The 24688-nt window shown below is 68.5% G+C and carries 21 protein-coding genes and 1 pseudogene; 11 read left to right on the forward strand and 11 right to left on the reverse strand.

The annotated features are described in order from the left end of the window. Positions 1-184: 184 nt before the first annotated feature. A complete protein-coding gene (locus ACIBLA_RS35300) occupies positions 185-1534 on the reverse strand; it encodes an MATE family efflux transporter (protein WP_363240091.1) in 1350 nt (449 codons plus the stop codon). Positions 1535-1958: 424 nt separating this feature from the next. Between ACIBLA_RS35300 and dnaB the strand changes: the two genes are divergently transcribed. The 5 genes from dnaB to ACIBLA_RS35325 all read left to right on the forward strand — a co-directional run bounded on the left by dnaB (position 1959) and on the right by ACIBLA_RS35325 (position 12392). After that, positions 1959-5537 carry a replicative DNA helicase gene (gene dnaB / locus ACIBLA_RS35305; RefSeq protein ID WP_363240090.1) on the forward strand — a complete coding sequence of 1193 codons (3579 nt, stop codon included), beginning with the start codon at positions 1959-1961 and terminating at the stop codon, positions 5535-5537. Between the two features lie 399 nt (positions 5538-5936). Beyond that, positions 5937-6473 (forward strand): TnsA-like heteromeric transposase endonuclease subunit, encoded by a 537-nt coding sequence (locus ACIBLA_RS35310; RefSeq protein ID WP_363240089.1) that lies wholly within the window; start codon positions 5937-5939, stop codon positions 6471-6473. Next, on the forward strand, positions 6470-8602 hold the full coding sequence (locus ACIBLA_RS35315) for a helix-turn-helix domain-containing protein (protein ID WP_363240088.1): 2133 nt from the start codon (positions 6470-6472) through the stop codon (positions 8600-8602). Before ACIBLA_RS35310 ends, ACIBLA_RS35315 begins: the two co-directional genes overlap by 4 nt. Positions 8603-8694: 92 nt before the next feature. Then, positions 8695-9711, forward strand: a complete 1017-nt coding sequence (locus ACIBLA_RS35320; RefSeq protein WP_363240087.1) for an ATP-binding protein — start codon at positions 8695-8697, stop codon at positions 9709-9711. Further along, positions 9708-12392: a TniQ family protein gene (locus tag ACIBLA_RS35325; protein ID WP_363240085.1), complete on the forward strand. Its 2685-nt coding sequence runs from the start codon at positions 9708-9710 to the stop codon at positions 12390-12392. Before ACIBLA_RS35320 ends, ACIBLA_RS35325 begins: the two co-directional genes overlap by 4 nt. A gap of 404 nt (positions 12393-12796) precedes the next feature. On the opposite strand, the gene ACIBLA_RS35330 is transcribed toward ACIBLA_RS35325, so the two are convergent. Then, a complete protein-coding gene (locus ACIBLA_RS35330; RefSeq protein ID WP_363240084.1) occupies positions 12797-13174 on the reverse strand; it encodes a hypothetical protein in 378 nt (125 codons plus the stop codon). An 88-nt stretch (positions 13175-13262) separates the two neighbouring features. Here ACIBLA_RS35330 and ACIBLA_RS35335 point away from each other — a divergent pair, with 88 nt between their 5' ends. Then, complete coding sequence (locus tag ACIBLA_RS35335; RefSeq protein ID WP_363240105.1) at positions 13263-13565, forward strand: hypothetical protein; 303 nt, start codon at positions 13263-13265, stop codon at positions 13563-13565. A 39-nt stretch (positions 13566-13604) separates the two neighbouring features. After that, positions 13605-14006: a hypothetical protein gene (locus tag ACIBLA_RS35340; protein ID WP_363240083.1), complete on the forward strand. Its 402-nt coding sequence runs from the start codon at positions 13605-13607 to the stop codon at positions 14004-14006. Between the two features lie 227 nt (positions 14007-14233). Here the strand turns inward: ACIBLA_RS35340 and ACIBLA_RS35345 are convergent, their stop codons facing one another. Further along, entirely contained in the window at positions 14234-14797 is a 564-nt protein-coding gene (locus ACIBLA_RS35345; protein ID WP_363240082.1) for a dihydrofolate reductase family protein, read from the reverse strand. Between the two features lie 282 nt (positions 14798-15079). Next, positions 15080-15925: pseudogene (locus ACIBLA_RS35350) on the reverse strand (FAD-dependent oxidoreductase); the annotation flags it as partial. Between the two features lie 141 nt (positions 15926-16066). Between ACIBLA_RS35350 and ACIBLA_RS35355 the strand changes: the two are divergent. Next, entirely contained in the window at positions 16067-16501 is a 435-nt protein-coding gene (locus ACIBLA_RS35355; RefSeq protein WP_363240081.1) for a VOC family protein, read from the forward strand. 57 nt (positions 16502-16558) lie between these two features. On the opposite strand, the gene ACIBLA_RS35360 is transcribed toward ACIBLA_RS35355, so the two are convergent. After that, positions 16559-17167: a TIGR04222 domain-containing membrane protein gene (locus ACIBLA_RS35360; RefSeq protein WP_363240080.1), complete on the reverse strand. Its 609-nt coding sequence runs from the start codon at positions 17165-17167 to the stop codon at positions 16559-16561. A 135-nt stretch (positions 17168-17302) separates the two neighbouring features. Beyond that, positions 17303-17677, reverse strand: a complete 375-nt coding sequence (locus ACIBLA_RS35365; RefSeq protein ID WP_363240104.1) for a DUF418 domain-containing protein — start codon at positions 17675-17677, stop codon at positions 17303-17305. Positions 17678-17745: 68 nt separating this feature from the next. On the opposite strand from ACIBLA_RS35365, the gene ACIBLA_RS35370 reads away from it, so the two are divergent. Together ACIBLA_RS35370 and ACIBLA_RS35375 are read left to right on the forward strand one after the other, a co-directional pair. Then, complete coding sequence (locus tag ACIBLA_RS35370) at positions 17746-18639, forward strand: alpha/beta fold hydrolase (RefSeq protein WP_363240079.1); 894 nt, start codon at positions 17746-17748, stop codon at positions 18637-18639. A gap of 92 nt (positions 18640-18731) precedes the next feature. Beyond that, complete coding sequence (locus tag ACIBLA_RS35375; protein ID WP_363240078.1) at positions 18732-20108, forward strand: serine hydrolase domain-containing protein; 1377 nt, start codon at positions 18732-18734, stop codon at positions 20106-20108. Between the two features lie 75 nt (positions 20109-20183). On the opposite strand, the gene ACIBLA_RS35380 is transcribed toward ACIBLA_RS35375, so the two are convergent. After that, positions 20184-20648: a GNAT family N-acetyltransferase gene (locus ACIBLA_RS35380; RefSeq protein WP_363240077.1), complete on the reverse strand. Its 465-nt coding sequence runs from the start codon at positions 20646-20648 to the stop codon at positions 20184-20186. Between the two features lie 10 nt (positions 20649-20658). Continuing rightward, positions 20659-21132: a MarR family transcriptional regulator gene (locus tag ACIBLA_RS35385; protein ID WP_363240076.1), complete on the reverse strand. Its 474-nt coding sequence runs from the start codon at positions 21130-21132 to the stop codon at positions 20659-20661. A 208-nt stretch (positions 21133-21340) separates the two neighbouring features. Here ACIBLA_RS35385 and ACIBLA_RS35390 point away from each other — a divergent pair, with 208 nt between their 5' ends. Next, positions 21341-22540: an MFS transporter gene (locus ACIBLA_RS35390; RefSeq protein ID WP_363240075.1), complete on the forward strand. Its 1200-nt coding sequence runs from the start codon at positions 21341-21343 to the stop codon at positions 22538-22540. Here the strand turns inward: ACIBLA_RS35390 and ACIBLA_RS35395 are convergent. The 3 genes from ACIBLA_RS35395 to ACIBLA_RS35405 form a co-directional block, all read right to left on the reverse strand. Next, a complete protein-coding gene (locus ACIBLA_RS35395) occupies positions 22524-23051 on the reverse strand; it encodes a DUF2269 domain-containing protein (RefSeq protein ID WP_363240074.1) in 528 nt (175 codons plus the stop codon). The genes ACIBLA_RS35390 and ACIBLA_RS35395 overlap by 17 nt on opposite strands. Positions 23052-23170: 119 nt before the next feature. Then, positions 23171-23650 (reverse strand): NUDIX hydrolase, encoded by a 480-nt coding sequence (locus ACIBLA_RS35400; protein ID WP_363240073.1) that lies wholly within the window; start codon positions 23648-23650, stop codon positions 23171-23173. A gap of 52 nt (positions 23651-23702) precedes the next feature. Beyond that, positions 23703-24596: a LysR family transcriptional regulator gene (locus ACIBLA_RS35405; RefSeq protein ID WP_363240072.1), complete on the reverse strand. Its 894-nt coding sequence runs from the start codon at positions 24594-24596 to the stop codon at positions 23703-23705. Between the last annotated feature and the right edge of the window lie 92 nt (positions 24597-24688).

Below are 24688 nucleotides of genomic sequence, written 5' to 3' on the forward strand. Positions count from 1 at the left end.
GACGCCCACCTCGCCGGCACACCCCGAGCCCGCACCCGCACCAGCCACTTCGCAGCGCTGTGCCCCGCCGAGCTAACGCTCGACGGGGCACAAGCCATCCCCAGCCGGGGTGCGGCCCTTCGTCTGTCGTTTCACGTGAAACGAGACGGAGGCCGGGCTCGCCCGGCGCCCGTCAGGGCCGCGCTCAGCGGGTGGCGCCCGTGACCAGCCACTGGCCCGACCGCGTGCGCAGCCAGAGCGTCGCCAGGCGGACCACCATCATCAGCGTCATGGCCCACCACACGGCGGTGAGCCCACCTCCGACCACCGGCACCAGCAGGGCCACCGGGGCGAAGACGGCCAGCGTGACGACCATCGCCTTCGCCAGATAAGGGCCGTCGCCCGCGCCCATCAGCACACCGTCCAGGACGAAGACGATGCCCGCGACCGGCTGGGTGACCGCCACCACCAGAAGCGCGGGCAGCAAGGTGTCCTGGACCAGTTGGTCGCCGGTGAAGAGCGGGATGAACAACGGGCGCGCCAGCACGATGAGCACCCCCAGCCCCACGCCGGAGACCACGCCCCACTGCACCATGCGACGGCAGACGTCCTGGGCGCCGCGTGGATCGTTCGCCCCCAGATAGCGGCCGATGATCGCCTGCCCGGCTATGGCGATGGCGTCCAGCGCGAAGGCCATCAGGCTCCACAGCGACAGGATGATCTGGTGTGCGGCGACGTCGGCGTCGCCGAGGCGGGCGGCGACGGCGGTGGCGATCATCAGGACCGCGCGCAGGGAGAGCGTACGGACCAGAAGGGGGACGCCCGCCTGGGCGCTCGCCCGTATGCCCGCGGAGTCGGGCCGCAGGGAGGCGCCGTGGCGGCGGGCGCCTCGTACGACCACCACCAGATAGGCGGCGGCCATACCGAACTGGGCGATGACGGTGCCCCAGGCGGAACCGGCGATGCCGAGCCCGGCGCCGTAGACGAGCGCCACGTTGAGGACCGCGTTGGCGGCGAAGCCGCCGATGGCGACGTACAGCGGGGTCCGGGTGTCCTGGAGACCGCGCAGGACGCCGGTCGCCGCCAGGACGATCAGCATGGCGGGTATGCCGAGGCTGGAGATCCGCAGATAGGTGATCGCGTACGGGGCGGCGGTGTCCGAGGCGCCGAAGACACCGACGAGCCAGGGCGCCAGGGGCAGGGTGACGGCGATGACGACGGCGCCCAGCAGCAGGGCGAGCCAGATCCCGTCCATGCCCTGCCGGATGGCCGCCTGAAGATCACCCGCGCCGACGCGGCGTGCGACGGCCGCCGTGGTGGCGTAGGCGAGGAAGACGAAGATGCTCACGGCCGTGGCCAGCAGGGCCGCCGCGATCGCGAGACCGGCGAGCTGCGGAGTGCCGAGATGGCCGACGATCGCGCTGTCGACCATCAGGAAGAGGGGCTCGGCGACGAGGGCGCCGAAGGCGGGTACGGCGAGTGCGACTATCTCGCGATCGTGCCGTCGGCGGCCGGCCTTGGACCGGCTGCCGGGTGCCGTGGGGACCTGTGTCATGGGCTCAATCTAATCTTCCACAGGTAAGAGACGCAATGCGACGGCGATCCTTACTCTTTCGCTGGATTCGGGCACTGTTGTGCGCCGTTTGCTCGGATCTTGGACCAGCTTGGAAAGTTTTTCTCCCCCACAGCCGGTGGATGGAGAAAGGCCAGGTCAGGGTAGGTGCGGCGGAAGGGGCGCGAGGTTGTCCACAGTGCTGTCCCCCGGTCCGTGCACAGGTTCACCGGAGTTCTCCACAGCATATGGTCCTTCGTCCACATGGCCTGTGGATAACCAGATTGGCGGACGGCCCCCGCAGGCCTACCGTGGACCGGCGTCCGACGCGCCGGAAGCCGGAGTCAGGCCACTCGATTTGTCAGTGTCGTGCCGTAGAAAGAAGGGCACGGCGAGGTCCGCTTGGCGGACGGGAGGAGGTGGCCGGATGACCATTCCCGAGCCCTTGGACGACCCCTGGACCGAAGCCGGTCCGAGCGATCGTCTGCCGGTCTCCCGCCAGCGCCGAGGTGAGGGAAGGGGCCGCGAGGAGCAGCACGAGCGCGGCAGGGACAACACCGCGTGGGACGGCGGATCACCCGGTTTCGAGCGGGTGCCCCCACAGGATCTCGACGCCGAACAGTCCGTGCTCGGCGGCATGTTGCTCTCCAAGGACGCCATCGCCGACGTCGTGGAGATCATCAAGGGCCACGACTTCTACCGTCCCGCGCACGAGACGGTCTTCCAGGCGATCCTCGACCTGTACGCGAAGGGCGAGCCGGCCGACCCCATCACGGTGGCCGCCGAGCTGACCAAGCGCGGGGAGATCACCCGCGTCGGCGGAGCGTCGTATCTGCACACGCTGGTCCAGTCGGTGCCGACGGCGGCGAATGCGTCGTACTACGCGGAGATCGTGCACGAGCGCGCGGTGCTGCGCCGTCTGGTCGAGGCCGGCACGAAGATCACGCAGATGGGATACGCGGCGGACGGCGACGTCGACGAGATCGTCAACTCCGCCCAGGCCGAGATCTACGCGGTCACCGAGCAGCGCACCAGTGAGGACTATCTGCCCCTCGGCGACATCATGGAGGGCGCGCTCGACGAGATCGAGGCGATCGGTTCACGCAGCGGTGAGATGACGGGTGTGCCGACGGGCTTCACGGACTTCGACTCACTCACGAACGGGCTGCACCCGGGCCAGATGATCGTCATCGCGGCTCGTCCGGCCATGGGCAAGGCACTTGCTCTGGACACCCCGCTGCCCACCCCCACCGGCTGGACCACCATGAGAGAGGCGCAGCCGGGGGACTTCCTCCTCGACGCGACGGGCCGACCCACACGTGTGGTGGCCGCGACCGGCGTCCTGCATGATCGCCCCTGCTACAAGATCACTTTTGATGACGGGTCGAGCGTCGTCGCCGATGCCGAACACCAGTGGCTCACGGACACTCGCGCTTCCCGCCGATCAGCCCAGGAAGCGGCCACCGAGCCCAACCGCCAGCGGAATCAGCGGATGTTCGCCTCGGTCAAGACAACCAAGGAGATCGCCGAAACGGTCCGGTGCGTCGCGTCCGATCGGCGCCTGAACCACTCCGTACGGACAACCGCCCCGCTTGACCTGCCCAAGCTCGATCTCCCGGTCCCTCCGTACACGCTGGGCGCCTGGCTGGCAGGGGTGGACCCCGAGCTGTTGGGCGGCAACCTGCTCGTCGCCCTGCGCGACATGGGAGTTCTGGGGGACAAGCACATCCCGCAGGAGTACCTACGGGCCTCCCTCTCGCAGCGTCGGGAGCTGCTTGCCGGCCTTCTCGACACCGACGGCACCGTGACGGGCACTGGGGCGGTGCAGTTCGCCGTCACGAATCGGGCCCTCGCCGAGGGCTTCCGTGAGTTGGTGCTGAGCCTCGGCTACCGGTGCGGAGTGTCGACCAAGCGCGTCAAGGGACGGTCGGAGGAGTCCTCCACGTGCTACAAGATCAGTTTCACGACCGCCGACGAGGTGTTCCGGCTGAGCCGGAAGCAGCAGACGCAGCGGGACCGAAGCCGTCCTGCGACACCGAAGCTGAAGCAGCGTTTCATCACGGATGTCCAAGAGGTCGACAGCGTCCCGGTCCGCTGCGTCCAGGTGGACAACCCTGCGCACCTGTACCTCGCGACCCGTTCCATGATCCCCACTCACAACAGCACGCTCGCACTGGACTTCGCGCGTGCGGCCTCCATCAAGAACAACCTGCCGAGCGTCATCTTCTCGCTGGAGATGGGGCGCAACGAGATCGCGATGCGCCTGCTGTCGGCCGAGGCGCGGGTGGCGCTGCACCATATGCGTTCCGGCACGATGACGGACGAGGACTGGACGCGGCTGGCCCGCCGGATGCCGGATGTCTCGCAGGCGCCGCTGTACATCGACGACTCGCCGAACCTGTCGATGATGGAGATCCGCGCGAAGTGCCGCCGCCTCAAGCAGCGCAACGGACTGAAGCTGGTGGTCATCGACTACCTCCAGCTGATGCAGTCGGGCGGCTCCAAGCGCGCGGAGAGCCGCCAGCAGGAAGTCTCGGACATGTCGCGAAACCTCAAGCTGCTGGCGAAGGAGCTGGAGCTGCCGGTGATCGCGCTCTCCCAGCTGAACCGTGGCCCCGAGCAGCGTACGGACAAGAAGCCGATGGTCTCCGACCTGCGTGAGTCGGGCTGCGTCACGGCGGGCACCCGCGTGCTCCGTGCCGACACGGGCGCGGAGGTCACCATGGGCGAGCTGCTCGCCAGTGGTGAGCGGGACATCCCTGTCTGGTCGCTGGACGAGAGCCTCCGGCTCGTACCCCGCACGATGACACATGTCTTCCCGAGCGGCGTGAAGGAGGTCTTTCGGCTGAGGTTGGCCTCGGGCAAGGAGATCGAGGCGACGGCGAATCATCCGTTCCTGACATACGACGGCTGGCGGCCTCTCGGCGAGCTCAGTGCCGGCTCGCGGATCGCGACTCCCCGCCGGATCGATGCTCCCGCGCGTACGACGGCGTGGGCGGAGCCGGAGCTGGTCATGCTTGCCCATCTCCTCGGAGACGGCTGTGTGGCGCCGCGTCAGTCGGTTCACTACACAAGCAACGACGAGGCGAACCTCCGCACCGTCGAGGAAGCGGCGGCACACTTCGGGCTCTACGGCAAGCGCGCGCACGAGAGGTTTCTGCCGCCCGGGCTTTTCGGGCTCCCGGACGAACAGGTTCGACTGTTCCTGCGCCATCTGTGGGCGACGGACGGCTCGGTGACGGTCTCCAAGTCCGGCGCGGTGCGGATCTACTACGCGACGACGAGCGAGCGGCTGGCCCGCGACCTCCAGTTGCTGCTGCTGCGTCTGGACATCCGTGGTCGGCTGCGCGCCGTGGGCAGTACTCGGGGGCGGCCGGGATGGGCGGTGGACATCTCAGGTGCGGACGACCAACGGCGATTCCTGCGGGACGTCGGGGTTCATGGGGCCCGCGCCAAGCATGTGATCACGGCCTCCGAGCGGCTGCGGGACGTCAAGCCGAACACGAACCTGGACACGGTGCCCGAGGAGGTATGGGACACCGTGCGCGAGTTGATGCGCGGACAGGCGGTGACGACCCGCGCCTTCCAGTCGGCGATGGGTACGAATTACTGCGGGTCTGCGCTGTACAAGGCGTCTCCGGGTCGTGCGCGTCTGTCGATGGTGGCCGAGGTTCTCCAGAGCGCCGACTTGGACATGCTGGCCACGAGTGACGTCTTCTGGGACGAGGTCGTTTCGGTGGAGAGCCGAGGTAGGCAAGAGGTCTACGACGCGACGGTGTTGGGGACGCACAACTTCATCGCGGACGGGATCAACATTCACAACAGCATCGAGCAGGACGCGGACATGGTGGTGCTGCTGCACCGGGAGGACGCGTACGAGAAGGAGTCACCGCGCGCGGGGGAGGCGGATCTGATCGTGGCGAAGCACCGTAACGGCCCGACGGCGACGATCACGGTGGCGTTCCAGGGCCACTACTCACGCTTCGTGGACATGGCGCAGACCTGAGCCGCAGCTGTAGGGTCTCGCGCCCCGTGTCGTAATCTCACGGCCGATGCCGTACGGATGTCGTTTACGACATCGTCGTGAGACTGCCAAGGGGTACAGCCCGGATTCGCTCAATCGTGTGGGCGATGTGCTCGCCTCTAGCGACGGTACCGCTGTTGGATCCACGCTGTTATCGACTGCTTGGAAACAGCGCGGACCGACGCTGGGGGCGAGGCACGATGGCATCTGATCTGGCAGCCGTGAGCTTCCGTACATCAGGGTGTGTCGTTGAGGACGAGCCGTGGACGAGTGTGGGCAGCGCGGTCCTTTCCGGAGCGGTGCCGTGGCGGACGTTCCGCTGGTACAAGGGCCAGAAGCACTATTCGGGCACCTACTGGTTCCTCGACTATGCGCGATCACGTGATCTACGAATCGCGCCTGGAGCTGTCACGGTTGCTCTTTGCTGACTTCGACCGGTCTGTACGCGGCATCGTGGCTCAGCCCTTCCTGCTGAAGGCAGTGCTGGAGGGAAAGGTCCGCCGGCACATCCCGGACTATCTCCTGATCACCGAGCAAGTGCCGATGGTTGTCGACGTCAAGCCGCTGCACCGGTTATCCATGCCGGAGGTAGCGTTCACCTTCGCTTGGACCCGCCGGGTGGTCGAGTCGCGCGGATGGAAGTACGAGGTCTGGAGCGAGCCTCCGGCCGTGGAATTGGAGAACATTCGATTCCTGGCGGGCTACCGCCGGGACTGGCTCTTCGACGACAGGCTGCTGGATCAGGTGCGGTCCGTCGAAGTGAACGGGCAGGCCCTGGCCGAGGTCGTCGAGATTCTGTCTTCTCAGGAACCCGCTGCGGTCCGGTCGTCTGTCCTGCACCTGCTCTGGCGGGGCGAATTGGCCACTGACTTGACCGCTCCGCTGGGTGATCGGCACCGATTGAGGAGGCCTGCATGAGCCAGGCGGCGACACGGGTGGGAGTCGGTACTCGCTTTCGTTACGACGGTGAATCCGTTGAGGTCGTCGAATTGGCCATCACCGCGGCGGGCAACGAGGTGGTCCTGAAGGACGGTCGCGGACGGCTTCTGCGGTTGGCTGTCAAGGAACTGTTGGTGTCCGACCGGGCCATTGTCATTCCGGAGGGGCCTGGACCGTCTGCGGATGACGGCGAGGATGCGGCCGACGTGATCCTGAGCCAGTTATCCGAGGCTGCGCGGAGCCGGGTGTTGAAACGCGCGGCGCATATCCGTGAAGTCCTCACGGGCTTTCGGTCCGGGTCTGCTGAGCTGGCTTCGGAGGGCGAGCCGAGGCAGGAATATGCGTCTGACCAGCCGCTCTACGACCGTTACGCAGCCAAAGCGGCCGAGCTTGGCGTCAACACGCGTACGGTTCAGCGCTGGGTGAAGGACTACCGGCGCCACGGCGAGGCCGGGTTGGCCTCGTTGGAACAGGGGGTCCGGCGCCCTGAGACGAAGGCCGATGACCGGTGGGTGGAGACCGCGGTGGAGGTGATGGTCGAGCACGCCGACCAGTCGAAGCCGTCGCGGACGATGGTGATTGAGCGGACCCGGGCGAGGGTGATCGCGCGGTTCGGGGCGGGGGTAGTGCCGCAGCCGAGCCGGGCGACGGCGTTTCGGCTGTTGGAGGAGTTGGAGCGGCGGCATCCGCTGTTCCGGCTGAGTACGAAGCGCAACCGGGATATCGCGGGGCGCCCGGAGGGTCCGTACGGGAAGCTGCGGCCGACCAGGCCGGGTGAGTACCTGCTGATGGACTCCACTCGGCTGGACGTGTTCGCGTTCGATCCGTTCACACTGCGGTGGGTGCAGGCTGAGTTGAGCGTCGGGATGGACTGGTACACCCGCTGCATCACCGGGATTCGGGTGACACCGGTGTCCACGAAGGCCGTGGACGTTGCCGCGGTGCTCTTCGAGTCCTTCCGGCCCCGGCCGTTCGGCCGCGACTGGCCGCAAGGGGCGGTCTGGCCCGAGCACGGAATCCCGCGCACCGCGCTGGTCGACGTCGCAGTCGAGGGGATCGGTCTGGCCTCGCCGCCGATCGTGCCGGAGACCTTGGTAGTTGACCACGGCAAGGTCTACGTCTCGGACCATCTCAGCAGCGTCTGCCGGCGGATGGGGATCTCGATCCAGCCTGCCCGGTTGCGGACCGGCCGGGACAAAGGGCCGGTCGAGCGGTTCTTCCGCACCCTGCGGGAGGACCTGTTGCAAGCCCTGCCCGGTTACAAGGGTCCGGACATCCATTCTCGCGGCGAGAACCCGGAAGGAGAGGCGTTCTTCTTCCTCGATGAGCTGGAGGAGATCATCCGGGAGTGGACCGCGACGAAGTACCACTGTCGTCCGCACTCCAGCCTGGTCGATCCCGGTCTGCCGGGGCTGCGGATGTCCCCGGCCCAGATGTTCGAACACGGCATGGCCCGAGCCGGCTACATCGAGGTGCCTCGCGATCGTGACCTCGCCTTCGAGTTCCTGCCCACGAAGTGGCGAACGGTCCAGCACTACGGCGTGGAGATCGGCCGCCGCCGCTACAGCGGGCCGGGCCTGCCGGAGACGGGTATCCGTAGTCCCTACGGTGGCCCGGTGAAGAACGGCTGGCCGTTCCAGGTGGACCCGGACGACATCACCCGGATCTACTTCCGCAACCCTACGACCCGCGAGTGGCATGCCCTGACCTGGGAACACGCGCCGTCGGCGCGTATGCCGCTGAGTGAGGACGCGCTCAAGTTCGCCCGTCAGCTGGCTGCGGAGAAGTACCGCTACCCCGACGACCGGCTCGCCGTCGCTGATCTGCTGGAGCGCTGGAACCTCGGGCTGGGCACCACCCTGGTGGAACGGCGCATGGTCCTGCGGCTCTCGCGCGAGCAGGCCGGCATCGAACTGCCCCAGACCGAGGAGGAGGTCATTGTCTCGCTTCCCTCAGTACGCAAAGCCCTGGGCCAGGCCGAGGACCTGGAGGAGCCTGCGGAAGAACCGCTGGCGGAGATCGCCGAGATGGGCGATGACGACGAGGCCGATCTGGAGGACCTCGCCGCCGAGGAGGACTTCTACGCGGACGCTCTGGAGGACGTGTGAGTACGGCAAGTCCGCCGGGGCTGGGCAATCTGGCGCTGTCGCGGAAGGAGGACTTCAAGGCATTCGCCGAGACTCCCCTTCGCACCAAGCCCGTGACGCTGACCCGCCGTCGGCTGAATGCACTCGGTGAGGGGCCGAGAGCCGAGTACGACCTGCTGCGGCGGGAGTGGCATGCGAACATCGGCCCGCTGAAGACTCCTCAACTGGCCTCTCTGCATGAGGATTTGTGGGACATCGTCGACAGCAATCTGCAAGACGGTGACAAGGCCAAAGGCGCGGTGGCCATCGACGCGTTCCCCGGCCTGGGGAAGACGACTTCGGTCCTCGCGTTCGCCCGCAAGTTCCACCGCCGGGAGATCGCTGAGCGGGGCGAGTTCACCGATAAGGGCAATGAGCGGTGGCCGGTCTGCCGGGTCGGGCTGACGGGGAACACCGGGATGAAGGACCTCAATCGGGCTCTGCTGGAGTTTTTCGGCCACCCGGGCCGGGCTCGCGGCACTACTGCCCAGTTCGGGCAGCGAGCCCTGGACTGCGTGTTGTCCTGTGAGGTCCGGCTCCTGGCTCTGGACGACGTGCACTTCCTCAAGTGGAACCAGACGAACGGCATCGAGGTCAGCAACCACCTCAAATGGATCGCGAACGAGTTCCCCGTGACCTTGCTGCTGATCGGCGTCGGCCTCGCCGACAAGGGGCTCTTCAGCGAAGGCGATGCCCGACGGGATGCCGCTTTCGCCCAGACCGGGCGCCGCACCACCCGGCTGGGCATGCGGCCCTTCACGATCGAGTCCGAGGTCGGCCGACGGGAATGGCGGCAGATGCTGCTGGCTCTCGAACAGCGCGTCGTGCTGGCCGACGCACATCCCGGGATGCTCGCAGAGGACCTGCCCGACTACCTCTTCGCCCGCAGCACCGGCCACATCGGCTCACTGATGACACTGATCAACCGCGGCTGCCAGCGGGCGGTCCGCACTGGCAGCGAGCGTTTGGACCGCGACCTCCTCGACGGGGTGAGGAACGACGAGGCGTCCGAAGCTGCCCGCCGAGAACTAGAAGCAGCCCTGGAGCAAAGAAAGTTGACGAGCCGGCCGCGGCGCCGAAAGACAGCATGAACGCGGCCGTTCGGACCTGGCCCATCCGGTTCGCACCGCTTGACGGAGAGGCGCTGGATTCCTGGCTGGAGGCGCTGGCCCAGCAGCTGGATACCCAGCTCGGCGAGGTGCTGGGGCATCTGGGACTCCCGGTCAGGGGCCGGTCCGGGAACCACCTTCGGGGCATCCCCTCGGACTGGACGATTCTGCTCAACGAGCAGCAGATCGCGGCCATCACGCATGCGAGCGGGCTGGACCAGCAGGCAGTGACGGGCATGACGCTCGCCCGTTTCGACTCACGGGCCGTGGACATCAATTTCGAGCGGCGGTATGTGAACCGGCGTGTCCTCTGGGGGCGCGGCCGGGGCTCGCGGTTCTGCCCGGACTGCCTGCGGGAAACCGGCGGACGGTGGCAGTTGTTCTGGCGCCTGGGCTGGGCTTTCGCCTGTCCTCGCCATACCCGGCTGCTGGCGGACTGCTGCCCTGAGTGCGGGCGCATTCCCCGTCAGCGGCCTCGCTCCGGGCGAGTCGTTCCCCGCCCGGGGCACTGCGGCAATCCGGCCGCCTACGAGGGCGGTCCGCTCTCCGGCGGCTGCGGCTTCGATCTTTCACAGACCCGTACGCTCCGGCTGCCCGATGCGCATCCCGCGCTCAGGGACCAGGAGCTGCTGATGAACGTCATCGAGACGGACGTCGCAGACTTCGGCCCCTACGCGCTCAGCCCGCAGCCGTCCCGGGCGGCACTGGCTGATCTCCGGGCCATCGGCGGGCGGGTGTTGGCAGACCTGCCCGAACACGACATCCGGAACCTGGTGCCGGCGGACATCGCCGAAGATCACTTCACGGTCGATCCCGGCTCCCTCCTTGCCCTGCGAGCAGTGGAACGGCCCGGCTTTATGGCCCCACCTAGATCCGTGAGTACGGCCGTCGCGGTGAGTATCGCCCTGCACGTTCTCGGACAGCCCGATGTTCACCGGGCGGGGACCGAGTTGCGTGGCCTGCTGGAAGCGATGCGTGAGGAGCTCTGGCAGATCAGCGCCACCAGCATCGACAGCTGGGGACGCGGACAGAGTTCCGTGCTGAGCGCGGTGAATCTGGCAGCCCTCGCCCCCTCGCTCCGGCCCAGCGAACACCTCCGTTATCGCACTCCCACCGACATGCCCCGGCTCCCGAAAAGAACCCTCCGGGAGATCACCCGTCGGGCACGGAAGATCCCCAGCATGTTCTGGCCGGCTTGGGCAGTCCGGCTCACTCCTGCCGACGGCGTCTATCCCCGCACTCTCGCCCCGGTCCTGGCCGCGTCCCTGCTGGTCATCGGCAGCAAGGTCCGCCTTGAGGACGCTGCTGAACACCTCGGAGCAGTCACTGACGGCATCGGGATCTCCCGCATCTTGCAGATACTGGACGACCAGCCTCACTGGGCGGACACCGTCACTGCACTGGTCCGGCTCTCCGATCACCTCGACACGGCTGAGGTCCCCATCGACTACCAGCGGCGCCGCCGCCTGGACTACACCCAGCTGCTGCCGCACGAGCGCTGGCGGGACATCTGCCGCCGCACCGGCGCCATGCCCGGCAATGGGCTCCGCGAGCGTGTCGTCCGCTGCCAGCTGTTCCAGCGCATCAGCGGTCTTCCCGCCGAAGCCGCCCCGGGCCACTCCAGCATCAACGAAGCGCGGTTCCGGGCCGTGGCCGTCCGCTTCGCCACCATCCAAACCCCGGAGCTGGCCCACGCGCTGGCCGAGGAAGCCCGCACCTTCCTCGCCGTCCACCGCATCCACGACGAGCCGGTGACCTGGCAACCGACCGTCACCCTGCTGCCCGGACTCGCCCTGCCCGGACCTGATCCGGACCGCATCGATGTTGCCCAGTTGCACCAGCTCGTCCAGCAGCGCAAGAACCCGGTCCAGTACGCGGCCGAGATCTTCGGCACCAGCATTGAGGCCATCCGCTTCGTTCTGGATGAAAAGCCCGCCCCTGCTCTCCCACCGACCAAGACCACCGCCAAGGCGACCGGCCTCATCCGCCTCAAAGCTCGTCAGGAAGTGCCGAAAGAGACCTTCGCCCGCCTCTACCTGGACGAACACCGCTCGCTTCAGCAGATCGCCGAACACACCGGATTCTCCAGACAACTGCTGGCAGCTCTCGCTCGCGAATACGACATCCCGGTCCGCGACGGACCCCAGGACTACAAGCGACGCGGAACCATCGAACGAGCATGGCTCATCGAGCAGTACGTCGTCCGTCGGCGAACCCTGCCCGATCTTGCCCGCGAAACCGGCATGAGCCCCGCGAACATGGCCCGCTGGGCCCACACCCACAAGGTCCCTCTCCGCCCCCGCGGCGGAGCCAGCCACCACGCCGTCCTCCGCACCGCCGATGAAGCCGAGGCTCTTCCCGCCATCCTCCGAAAAGCTCTCACTGGCCCGTCCGCGCGGCAGCGGCTCTCGCGCTTCCTGGCAGCCCGGTCCTATCCCACCCTCACCGAAGCAGCCCGAGACCTCGGTATCCACCGGTCGGCCCTGGTGGTCCAGATCAACCGCCTCGAAGCGGACCTCGGACAGTCCCTTTTCGAGCGGGCCGAGCGGGGCCGGGCCATGAAGCTGACCGTCTTCGGGGAAGAGGTCGTGGCTGCTGCCAGGAATCTCGGGGTGTGGGGCAAGAACGGGACGCTACAGTCCGAGACGGGAGAGGGGGCGTGATGGCGCTGAACAAGAAGGGGTCCCGAGGGATCACCGTCGACGAGACTGAGTACCGCTGGCGAATCCGCAGGAAGCCCTCCTACATGCAAGGACTGTGCTGGAAACCGCTGACTTTCGCGGTGGAGATCGCCGATGCCGACCAGCCCGGCACGACTTTGGTCGTCACCAGTGGTCAGCCGCATCCCAGCAACTGGTTGGACATCAAGGCCGAGCCCATCCGGCCGGCTCACGTCGCCGCGAGTATCCGCGAGGCGCGAGCGCGGGGCTGGAACCCGACGAGCCCTGGGCCCCCTTCATGCTCGACCAATCAGCGGGCTTCCTCCCCATGCCATGAGCCTGCGAACAGCTGCGAGAAGCCCTTCGAGGCCGAGCAACTGAAAACTCACCGTATGCCGAAGGACGGGTCACTCGGAGTCGTCGAGCCGCTGAAGGACCTGGTGAAACTCGCCGTTGTCGAGCAAGCCCATGATGACCTTGGCCATCGGCAGGACTCCGGGCTCTTTGACGATCAAGCCGTCCGAACACCAGAAATACCGGCCGTTCAATGCCTCACCAGTGTCGGTCCATCGGGTCATCAGCCGTTCGACCTCAGCGACCGTGAAGATCGTTGCGCTCCAGCGTGAACCGTCCGGCAGAAGGACCTCCGCATCGACATTGCACACTTCGTCCAGTGCCTTGTCCGGACCTGGAAGGAAGAACATCTCCAGAGCTCCGGCGCGAACCCGGTAATAAGCACCGTCCCAACTGGCACTGAGCGGGGCGTTGTCTTCTCTTTCTGCCACTTCGGGAGCATCCCAGCAGGTCGGGCCTGTCACAACTGAGATCTGCCCGGCATGGAATCTCCGCCATCATGGTCCGGTGACGACTTGGATGCGCTGCCACTGGGACGAGGAAGACATCTGGTTCTACTTCGAGGTCGACGCGGAAGGCTGGGTGACCCGGCAGGTCGAGCTTCAGGGCCCTGAACTGGACCCCATTGCAGCGGCCTCCCTCGACGAATGGCAGCAGGCCCAAGACGCTGGCCGCCTTGACGAGTACGACCACCGGTTCGGGATCACCGCTGAACTGCCCGTCTCGGAGTGGGAAGGCCACGACCCTGAGACGCTGACCTCCGAGCAGTTCGAAAGAGTCTGGGGCCCTGCCCGGCGGCAGATCGCATCCCGCCTCCGCTGACCTCTCGGACCTGCGGGAACTTCTTGGCATCATCGCGACATGACCCCGACCCTTCCCCGCACCGTCCGAGCCGTTGACACCGCTCAGCTCCTGGACCTGGCCCAGGAGGCGGCCATGCACGGCTTCAGCCAGCGGCTCCCGGTCGACTGGCTCCAAGAGCACCTCGCCGCAGAGGCGACGCACTACCTGTTCCCTACGATCGTGCAACACCTCAGGCACCGACCCGACATGCCGCAGCAGTGGCGGTGCCAGCAACTGCTGACCGTCAGGACAGGTGAACAGATCTGGGGTCTGCTCGACATCCTCCCCGACACCTTCGACAAGATCCCGGAGACCTTGGACGCTGCGTCCAAGAAGGACATCGTCACCCGCATTGGGCAAGCCGTGACCCAGCGCGAGTGGTCAGAGCGTATGAGTCCTGAGGAAATGCCACGGAACTGAGACTCCGGCACGCGGACAGGAGTTGAGACAGATCAGAGGCCCGCTGGTCAGAGCAGTGCTCTATGACACGAGCTGCGAGATCCTACAGCTGTTGCAGGTCTCAGGTTTCGTGGCCACCTCTCACGAGCGATGGCCAAGCGATGGCATATCTGACACGAATCTGAGACTGGCAGGTCAAGCCGCCCACTCGTATGGGTGGTTGGGCTCTGATGCTGGTGGGAAGCTGCTCAGCGCCTCGTCTCGTACCTGGTCAGGATCACGCCGCCGGGAAGCGTCCGCGTCTCCACCAGGTTCAGGTTCACCCAGCTGTCCAGCGCGGTGAAGAACGGCGTGCCGCCGCCCACCAGGACCGGCGTGGTGGCCAGCACGTACTCGTCGATCAGCCCGGCCCGCATGGCCGCCCCGGCGAGCGTCGCGCCGCCGATGTCCATCGGGCCGCCGTCCTCGGCCTTGAGCCGGGTGATCTCGGCGATCGCGTCGCCGGGGACCAGGCGGGTGTTCCAGTCGACCTTGTCGATCGTCGAGGAGAACACCACCTTCGACATGTCCCGCCAGCGGCGCGCGAACTCGATCTCCGCCGGGGTGGCGCCCGGCTGCTGGTCGCCGGTCGGCCAGTGGGAGCTCATCGTCTGCCACAGCTTGCGCCCGTACAGCGTCAGGTCGGTCGCCTGCAACTGGTCGGACCAGAACTGGAACAGCTCGTCGCTCGGCACGCCCCAGCCGATGTCGTCGCCGGGCGCGGCGATGTAGCCGTCCAGGGTCAGGTTCATGCCGTAGATCAGTTTCCGCATGGTTCAGCCTTCCGTCCGTGGGTGTCCGGCGTGTAGACCAGCGCGGCTCGGAAAACTCATCGGTGCGCGATCTGGGCTCGCCGGTGGTCCTCGTGCTCGGTGGCTCAGCGTGGTGTACTCGGCCGACACGGGCAAGCCGCCTGATCTCGACCTCGCCCTCGCCCTCGCGAGGCATGGGTGACAAGGCCGTGAGACAGCCAGGAACGCCCAGGTCACGCAAGATCGACATGTCACGAGCGTCGAGACCCTACAGCAGCGGTGCGGGGTCTCGGGATGCTCCCTTCAGCCGGGTTGGAAGAACGCGAGCATCTTCTGGGCGGCGTCCGGCGACATCAGCAATTGCTGTATGTCCGCGGACATCCGGGCGGCAGCGCCGGTGCGTTCGAACATCTCGTGTTCGTACTCCTTGACGGCGGCGGGGAAGTCGTCCGGGTGTGCGGCCAGCGCGAGACCGAGCAGGGCGCCGTCGAGCAGTGCCATGTTGGCGCCCTCTCCGACCGGCGGCATCAGGTGCGCGGCATCACCGAGCAGGGTGACGTCTGGCGTCGACGGCCAGGTCAGGCCGACCGGGAGAGTGGTGATCGACCGCGGCACGACCGTGTCGTCGCAGGCCGCGATCAGCGCGGTGAAGCGTGAGTCCCAGCCGGGGCACAGGTCGATCAGCCGTGCCCGCGCGGCGGCAGGGTCGTCGAAGGGGATGTTGCTGGTGGCGAACCAGTCCTCGGGGGTGTTGTAGAAGCTGAGGCCGATGCGGACGCGGCCGTCGCCGTTGCGCTGTGCCGCCAGGGACAGTCCGTTGCCGAGCACCCAGTAGTTGCCGCGCCCGACCATCGCGGCGAGGTCGGGGTGCGTGCGGTCGATGTCGGGGATGCCGACCTCGACGACGTTCTGGCCGATGTGCGCCGGGCGGGCGTCGGTGAGCAGCGCGCGGACCCGTGACTGCGCGCCGTCGGCGCCGACCAGCAGGTCATACGGCGTACTGCTGCCGTCGGCGAAGTGGAGCAGGCCGTTGCCGGCGGATGTGCACGCGTGCCCCCAGCGCACCGCGTTTTCGGGGAGGGAATCCAGCAGCAGGTTGCGCTTGCCGAGCGGCGTGCCGAGCGGGCCACCGGGATGGACGAGAAGCGTTGGCAGGCCGCGCTCGGGCCCTATCTGGAGCGAACCTTCGCCACCGGCCGATTCCCCGCGCTGGCCACGGTGGTGCGCGATGCCGCCCACCTGGACGCCGACCACACCTTCCGGATCGGCACGCGCCACTATGGTGGGTCGATGGCGTCGATCAAGCAGTTCCAAGTCACGTTCGACTGCGCGGAACCTGAGCGTGTTGCTCGTTTCTGGTGCGAGGTGTTGGGGTACGTCGTACCTCCGCCGCCGAAGGGGTTTGCCACCTGGGACGATTTCAACAGCTCGCTGCCGCCCGAGGAACAGGGTCCGGCGTTCGCCTGCGTCGATCCCTCAGGTGTGGGCCCGCGACTGTTCTTCCAGCGAGTCCCGGAAGGCAAGGTCGTCAAGAACCGGGTGCACCTTGACGTGCGGGTCGGCACCGGGCTGGTCGGTGACGAGCGCCTGGCGACGCTTGAGGCCGAGTGCGCACGACTGGTCGCTCTCGGCGCGGTACGCGAGCGACTGCTGCGCGCCGACGGCGTCAACGAGTCCTGCATCGGGATGCGGGACATCGAGGGCAATGAGTTCTGTCTCGACTGAGGGGCACGAATCACCGGCGCGGCGCCGAGCCGCCGGCGGGCGTGGCCACGACGGGCGTCAGTCGCCGCCCCCGCCGCCACCCCCACCGCTTCCGCAGCTGAAGCCGCCGGAGTCCGTTGTCGCGTCCGGGGCGTGGTTGTCGTCGTGGTCCGGGTCGGTCGACTTGCCCATGCGGATCAGCGAACGCCCCAGGCCCGAAGGGATCGACGTGGCCGCGACGATGCGGCGCAGTCTGCGGTTCTGGTGGGCGGGCGGGCCGTCGAAGACGTACGCGGGGAGGGCGGCCTCCCGTCGCGCCGCCTCCAGCCGGCTCGCGCCCGCCCGCGTGAGCCGGTGACGGAGGCGGGTGAGCAGGCCGAGGGCGATCAGTTCGCGTTTGATTTCCGCGACCTCCGGTCCGTCGCGTAAGGCCGTCGCGACGACCGCCAGGCTCCTTCCCCGCGGGCAACTCACGAGGACCGCCCGTTCGACCGGGTGCTCCGCGAGGCTGTCGTCCTCTCCGACCGCGCGCACCCGGCGGCCTGCCATCGTGATGGCCTCCCGGTCGCGCAGTGCGAAGAGCGCCGTTTCCAGGACGCGTTGGGGGCCACCGGCAAGATAGGCCACCTCGTAGGTTTCGAGTCGTCGTTCGGCTGCCGAGACGCGCCGCCAGATCGTGGTCCGCACAGGAGCCCCCTGTCCCTGATGTCGCCTTTCGTCAGTATGGCGGCGATGCCCGGAACTGGGCCTGGGGCGACGGCGGTTCAGAGGAAGACTTGAGGTAGGGGACACCGCGGGCGTGGGCCGCTCAGGATCGGTACATCATCCTCGTAGCAGGGCCTCGGCCGGGCCGCGGCGACCGGTGCGTTCCAGGGCGTACGCCCCCGCCACCGTGACCAGCCAGACTCCGAACGCCCCCAGCGCCATCGTGGCGCTCGTCAGATGCTCGCCGAGCCCGAGGCCCCACGCCGCCAGCAGCGGGGCGAAGATGAGCGAGTGGGTCAGGTAGCTGGACAGGGAGCCTTTGCCGACGGCGGACACCGCCTCGACGGCCCGTGCGCCCCGGCGGTGGTCCTGCCCGCGGGTCCACCAGCGGGCGAATGGCGCGACGGCGGCGACGTAGCCGAGTCCGGCGGCGCTGCCGGCGACAGCACGATGAACATCCGCCTTCCGGCCACCCGTATCGGTCCAAGGTATGACGCTCCGCCGACGCCGGTCGACGAAAGTCGTAACGGGAACGCATCCGCGCTCCCGTGATCCGTTGAATGGGACTGATCCTTATGGCCTCCGCCTCCACCACGTCACCCCTGGACCGCCCCACCTTCGTGCTGGTCCACGGCTCGTGCGCCAGCTCGTTCATGTGGGCCCCGGTCCAGCGTGAGCTGGCGCTGCTCGGGCATCGCAGCTTCGCCGTCGACCTGCCGGGGCACGGGCTCGACGCGCAGTATCCCGTCGCCTATCAGGCACCGCAGGATCTCGGCGCGTGGGCGGCCGAGCCGTCGACGCTGGCGGGCGTCACCCTCCGGGACAACGTCGACATGGTGGCCGACGTCGTCCGGCGCGTGGCCGAGCACGGGCCGGTGGTGCTCGTGGGCGCCAGCCTCGGCGGGCTGACGACCACCGCCGTCGGCAACGAGATTCCGGGTCTGATCGACCGGCTCGTATACATCTCCGCGTGGTCGTGCGTAGGGCGCGCCAACCCGATGGAGTACATGGCGGAGCCCGAGTTCGCCGACAGCCTGCTCCCCGGCCTCGGCGGCTTCAACGTGGGTGACCCGTCCGTCGTCGGAGCCGGCCGGGCCAACTACCGGACCGCCGATCCGGACCTGCTCGCCCGCCTCAAGGCGGCGACGATGGCGGAAGCCACCGACGCGCAGTTCATGGCCTTCATCAACATCCTCCAGCCAGACGAGTCGCTGGCGGTGATCGGCGGCGACGGGCGCGGGCACGCCGATACGTGGGGCACGATCGCCCGCTCCTACATCCGACTCACCAATGACCGGTCGCTCCCGGTGGCCATGCAGGACCGGCTGATCGCCGAGGCGGACGAGCTGACGCCGGGTAACCGTTACGAGGTGCACAGTCTGGACAGCAGCCACACCGGCTTCCTGCTCCAGGCCCCGAAGGTGGCCGGCATCCTCGACGGCCTGGCGCTCTGAGCGCCGCCCCCCAGCCTGCCCGACGACGCGCGGAGCGGGTACCGGGCGGAAATGCGGTCGACGGGGCAGGGGCCTACCGATAGATCTGGACCATGACGTCATCCTTCGAAGACCTTCTCCCCGGTACCCGGCGCGCTCTCCTCCACCGCATCGCCACCGCGCAGTCCGAGGGCCGCGCCCCCTCGGTCGTCGGTGCGGTCGCCCGTGGCGGGCGCACCGTCTGGGCGGCCGGGCGCAGCTGTGTGGACGGTCATGAGCCGGACGCGGACACCCAGTACCGGATCGGCTCGATCACCAAGTGCTTCACCGCCGTTCTGGTGCTGCGGCTGCGCGACGAGGGCCTGCTCGATCTGGCGGACCCGCTGGAGAAGCACCTTCCCGGCACCGGGGTCGGCGACGTCACCATCGCCCAGCTCCTCGGCCATGGAGCCGGTCTGGCGGCCGAGGCGCCGGCCCCTTGGTGGGAGCGGACACCGGGCACGACGCGCCCCGAGCTGGCCGACGTCCTCGGCGAGCACCCCGTACTGCACCCCGCCGGCCGGCTGCACCACTACTCCAACCCCGGCTACACGCTGCTCGGTTCGCTCATCGAGGCGCTTCGGGGCGCGTCCTGGGAGGAGGTGCTGCGGCGGGAGATTCTGGAGCCGCTGTCGATGCACCGTACGAGCACCCAGCCGGTCGCCCCGGCGGCCGGCGGTTTCGCCGTGCATCCCTGGGCCGACGCGATCCTGCCCGAACCGGCCGAGGATCTGGGCCTGATGGCCCCGGCGGGCCAGCTCTGGTCGACGGCCGACGACCTGTGCCGCTTCGGGGCGTTCCTCGCAGAGGGCGACGACCGGGTCCTGAGCGCCGCGTCCGTACGGGAGGCCCGCACGCCCGCCACGCCTCCCGAGGACGGGGAGTGGGAGGGCGGTTACGGGCTCGGCGTACAGCTCGTTCACCGGGGCGGTCGCACGCTCGCCGGGCACACGGGCTCGCTGCCGGGCTTCATCGCCGCGCTCTGGGTGAGTGTCGAGGACGGACTGGTCGCCGTCACGCTGGCCAACGTCACCTCGGGACCGCTCACGGGCCTGGTCGCCGCCGAACTGATCGGCATCGTGGCGGACGCGGAGCCCCGGATCCCGGAGCCGTGGCGGCCACTGCCCGAGGTCGACCAGTCGCTGCTGGCGCTGACCGGCGCCTGGTACTGGGGCGCGACTCCGTTCGTGCTGCGCCTGACGGCGGACCGCGGCCTGGACTTCAAGCCGTTGCGCGCGGCGGGCCGCCGCTCCCGGTTCGTGGCGCAGCCGGACGGTACGTGGAAGGGGCTCGACGGTTACTACGCGGGGGAGACGCTGAAGGTGGTACGGCGCCCGGACGGCCGGGTCAGCCATCTCGACCTGGGCTCCTTTGTCTACACGCGTGAGCCGTACGAGCCGGGGGACGCGGTGCCGGGCGGGGTGGACGCGCAGGGCTGGCGCGGTCTGTGATGTTTCACGTGAAACCGGACGAAGGAATCCAGGGCCGCACCCCGGCGGCCCCGGACGCCACGCCGGTTCTGCACGTTACGCCCGTCCCTCCAGGCTCATCTTGAATCCGACGTGCGACGCGGTGAAACCGAGCCGCTCGTAGAAGCGCTGGGCGTCCGTCCGCGACGCGTCGGACGTCAGCTGCACCAACTGGCAGCCCTGGCGCCCGGATTCGTCGACGGCCCACTGGATCAACCGGGTGCCGAGGCCGGAGCCCCGCTCGTCGGCGTGGACACGTACGCCCTCGATGATCGAACGCGTCGCGCCCCGGCGGGAGATGCCCGCGATGATCGTCAGTTGCAGCGTCCCGACGATCCGTCCGCCGCGCTCGGCGACGACCTGGTACTGATTCGGGTCGTCGGCGAGCCGCCCGAAGGCCTTGAGGTACGGGGTGAGGTCGTCCGGCGACTCGCGTGCGGCGCCCAGCGGATCGTCGGCGAGCATCGCCACGATCTCCGGGAGGTCACCGGCGTCGGCCGGCCGTATGCGCAGATCGTTCATGGCTCGCAGATTACGCCGGGGCCGGCCGTGCGGGCACACGCAGTTCCTCCACGGCCCTGACCAGCGGTGCCAGCTCAGGGTTGGTCGCCGCCGCGTCCAGCGCCTCGCGCAGCGCGGTGTCGTTCGTCGGCCGCGCGTCGGCCAGGAGCCGGAGGCCCGACTCGCTGACGTCGGTGTAGATCCCGCGCCGGTCTGTCGGGCACAGATAGCGGGTGAGCAGTCCGCGGTCCTCAAGACGGGTGACCAGGCGGGTGGTCGCGCTCTGGCTGAGGACGACGGCGTCGGCGACCTGCTTCATCTGAAGGTGGCCGCCCTCGCCGTCGTGCTGGCGGCTGAGGACGTCGAGCAGTGAGTACTCGCGGACGCTGAGATCGTGCCCGCGCTGCAACTCCCGCTCGATGTGCGACTCGATCCTGCTGTGCAGCAGGGAGAGCGCCACCCAGCCCTGGGCGAGGGCGGTGAGCGCGGGATCCGTGGCAGCCATGGGCGTCTTCCTCCGTCGTCTCCGTGGTCTCCATCGACCGGAGCTTGCTGAGACCAGGATAGGGCACGTCTGCAATATAGCGCGCTTGCAATTAAACCGCGTCTGCAAGTATTGTCCACGCTTGTAAAGCGCACGCACAACAAGTAGCGCCTGCCCGCAGAGGCGGGCATCGCCGCGCAGACGCACTTCTCCCTGGAAGGCCACACCCATGCCACTCGCGCTCCTCGCCCTGGCCATCGGGGCGTTCGGGATCGGGACCACCGAATTCGTGATCATGGGGCTGCTCCCCGAGGTCGCCACCGAGTACGGCGTCACCATCCCCACCGCGGGCCATCTGGTCAGCGGCTATGCCCTCGGAGTCGTACTCGGCGCGCCGATCATGACCATCCTGGGCACCCGCGTCAGCCGCAAGCGCATGCTGATGCTGCTGATGGGCCTGTTCATCGCGGGCAACGTCCTGTCCGCCCTCGCCCCCACCTTCGGTCTCATGCTCACCGGCCGTGTCGTCGCCTCGCTCGCCCACGGCGCGTTCTTCGGCATCGGCTCAGTCGTCGCCGCGGGGCTGGTCGCCCCGCACAAGCGCGCCGGCGCCATCGCGATGATGTTCACCGGTCTCACCCTCGCCAATGTTGTGGGTGTCCCCCTGGGTACGTACGTCGGCCAGACCGCCGGCTGGCGCGCGACCTTCCTGCTCGTCGCGGGTCTGGGAGTCGTCGGTCTCGCCGGTGTCGCCAAGCTCGTACCGGAGCAGCCGCGCCTGGAGGGCGTACGGCTCCGCCACGAGGTGGCCGCGTTCCGCAACGTCCAGGTCCTGCTCGCCATGGGGATGACCGTCCTCGGCTTCGGCGGGGTCTTCGCCGCGATCACGTACATCACGCCGATGATGACGAAGACCGCCGGCTTCGCCGACTCCTCCGTCACCTGGCTCCTGGTGCTCCTCGGCGTCGGCATGGTCGGCGGCAACCTCGTCGGAGGCAGGTACGCCGACCGCCGCCTCATGCCCATGCTGTACGTGGCGCTCGGCGCCCTGTCCGTGGTCCTGGCGCTGTTCACCCTCACCGCGCACAACAAGATCACCGCGGCCGTCACCCTCACCCTGATCGGCGCGCTCGGCTTCGCGACCGTGCCGCCGCTCCAGAAGCGCGTCCTCGACCAGGCGTCCGGCGCCCCGACGCTCGCCTCCGCCGTCAACATCGGCGCGTTCAACCTGGGCAACGCCCTCGCCGCCTGGCTCGGCGGACTGGTCATCGGCGCCGGACTCGGCTACACCGCGCCCAACTGGGTCGGTGCCGCACTCGCCGCGTCGGCGCTGTTCCTCGCCGTGCTCTCGCACACCCTGGAACGGCGCGCCGCCCGTGGCGGCGACAAGGTCACCGCCTCGCCCCGGCCCCTCACGCGGCTGGGCTGAGGCGCTTCGCCGACGGCTTACGGCCCTGGCGTCCGGCCCGGTGCCGTCGTCCCCGGCGCGTCAGCCCCCATGGCTTCAGCACCGAGATCACGGTCATGAAGAGGTACGCGCCGGTCGCCACCGCCGGCGCGGCGACCAGGCTGCTGTCGGCCACACCGCCGCTGCCGGCGGCCTGCACGATCCCCGGCCGCAGTGCGAAGACCGTCGCGGCGCCGGTGACCAACGTGATCCAGAACTTGATCCAGACCCAGTGGTACCGGGCCAGACCCCAGGGCGTACCGAGGGAGAGCACCAGCCCGCTGACGAGCGTGACCACGACGATGGGTGCGAGCAGCCAGTCGGAGAAGACCTTCATCGCGCGGTAGGAGGCTTCGGTGAGGGTGGAGTCGCCGGTGGTGTAGGCGGTGATACCAAGCGTGAGCAGGCCGAGGGTGAGGCCCAGCCAGCTCACGGAGACGGCGACATGGACGACGAGGAGTGCCCGGCGGGCGGGCCGCTTGAGTGGTTTCACGTGAAACACGGTGCCGTGATCAGCCTCGAAGGGCGTCTGACGCAGGGAGTAACCGTCCGTACCGACCTCGGCGTACGCGGACAGTCCCTGCCGTGAGCCGGAGGGCACTCCCGCCGCTGTCAGCCCAGGTCGGGCGCGTGCATCGCCCGTACTCCCTCGATGTTGCCGTCCAGATAGTGCCGCAGCGACAGCGGTACGAGATGGACGGCGGCGATCCCGACCCGGCTGAACGGCACCCGTACGATCTCGTACTCCCCGCATGGCGCGTCGATCTCCGGCCCGTGCCGCAGCGACGGGTCCATCGATTCGAGCCGGCAGACGAAGAAGTGCTGCACCTTCACACCGGCGGTGCCACCGTCCGTGATGTGCTCGACGGTGTCGACGAAGCACGGCACGACATCGGTGATCTTGGCGCCCAGCTCCTCGTCCACCTCGCGGTGGAGCGCGTCCACGACGGTCGCGTCGTCCGGCTCGACCCCGCCGCCCGGAGTCAGCCAGTACGGATCCACGCCGGGCTTCGTGCGCTTGATGAGGACGAGATGGTCGCCGTCGAGCAGGATGGCGCGTGCGGTGCGCTTGACCACGGGCCGTTCGGTCATGGGAAGAGCGTGGCCCGATACGGCCGCGTCGAAACTCCCACGCGGCGCCCGGTCACCAGTCGACCGAAGCGCGCAGCAGCCATTCGTGCGCCCGCGCGATATGCGGCAGGGCGAGCGTGCCGGTGCGTACGACGAGGAAGTACGTGCGCAGCGGGGGCACCGGCGGATCGTAGAGGGCGACTATCTCGCCGCGTTCCAGCGCGGCTTCGCAGAGATAGCGGGGCAGTACGGCCAGTCCGGCGCCCGCCGCCGTGCTCTCCAGGACGGCGCGCAGGTCGGGTGCGATGACGGCGCCGGCGGCGGCCGGCCGGGAGTCGAAGACCGACGCCCAGTAGCGGGAGACGAGCGGCAGGGACTCGTGGACCTCCACCACGGGCAGCTGTTCCAGTACGACATGGCCCTTGCGCAGCACGTTGTGGCCCAGCCGCGCCGCCCAGCGCGGAGAGGCGACCAGGACGTGCTCCTCGTCGCAGAGCGGGGTCGCGGTGAGCAGTCCGCCGCGCGGCCGGGCAGTGGCGATGGCGAGGTCGTGGTGTCCGGCGGCGAGGCCGTCCAGGGTCTCCTCGGCGTTGGCGAAGAAGGAGGCGCGGAGCGCGAGGCCCTGGCCGGTCAGCGAGGTGAGCGCGGGCAGGGCGCGTACGGAGGTGAACTCCGGCGGCCCCGCGAGATGCAGTGTCCGGACGCCCGACTCGTCGTCGAGCCCGGTCTCGGTGATCTCGACCAGGGCGTCGAGGTGGGGCGCGGCGCGGTGGGCGAGTTCGTCACCCATGGTGGTGGGCGTGACGCCACGGGCCTGGCGCAGGAACAGCGGCCGGCCCAACTGCCGCTCCAGGGTGCGTATCTGGCCGGTGACCGCGGGCTGCGAGAGCCCGAGCAGGGCGGCGGCGCGGGTGAAGGAGCCGGCTCGGTGGACGGTCACGAAGGTACGCAGCAGGGCCAGATCCATGACAGCCCTCCTCAACTTCCGGCCTCATGCGAACCCGCCCCGGGGGCCCGTCGCCGGAGCGTCCAACTATAAATAAGTCGATAGGCCGCTGT

The sequence above is a fragment of the Streptomyces sp. NPDC050433 genome (genome assembly GCF_044458565.1).
Classification (GTDB): Bacteria; Actinomycetota; Actinomycetes; order Streptomycetales; family Streptomycetaceae; genus Streptomyces.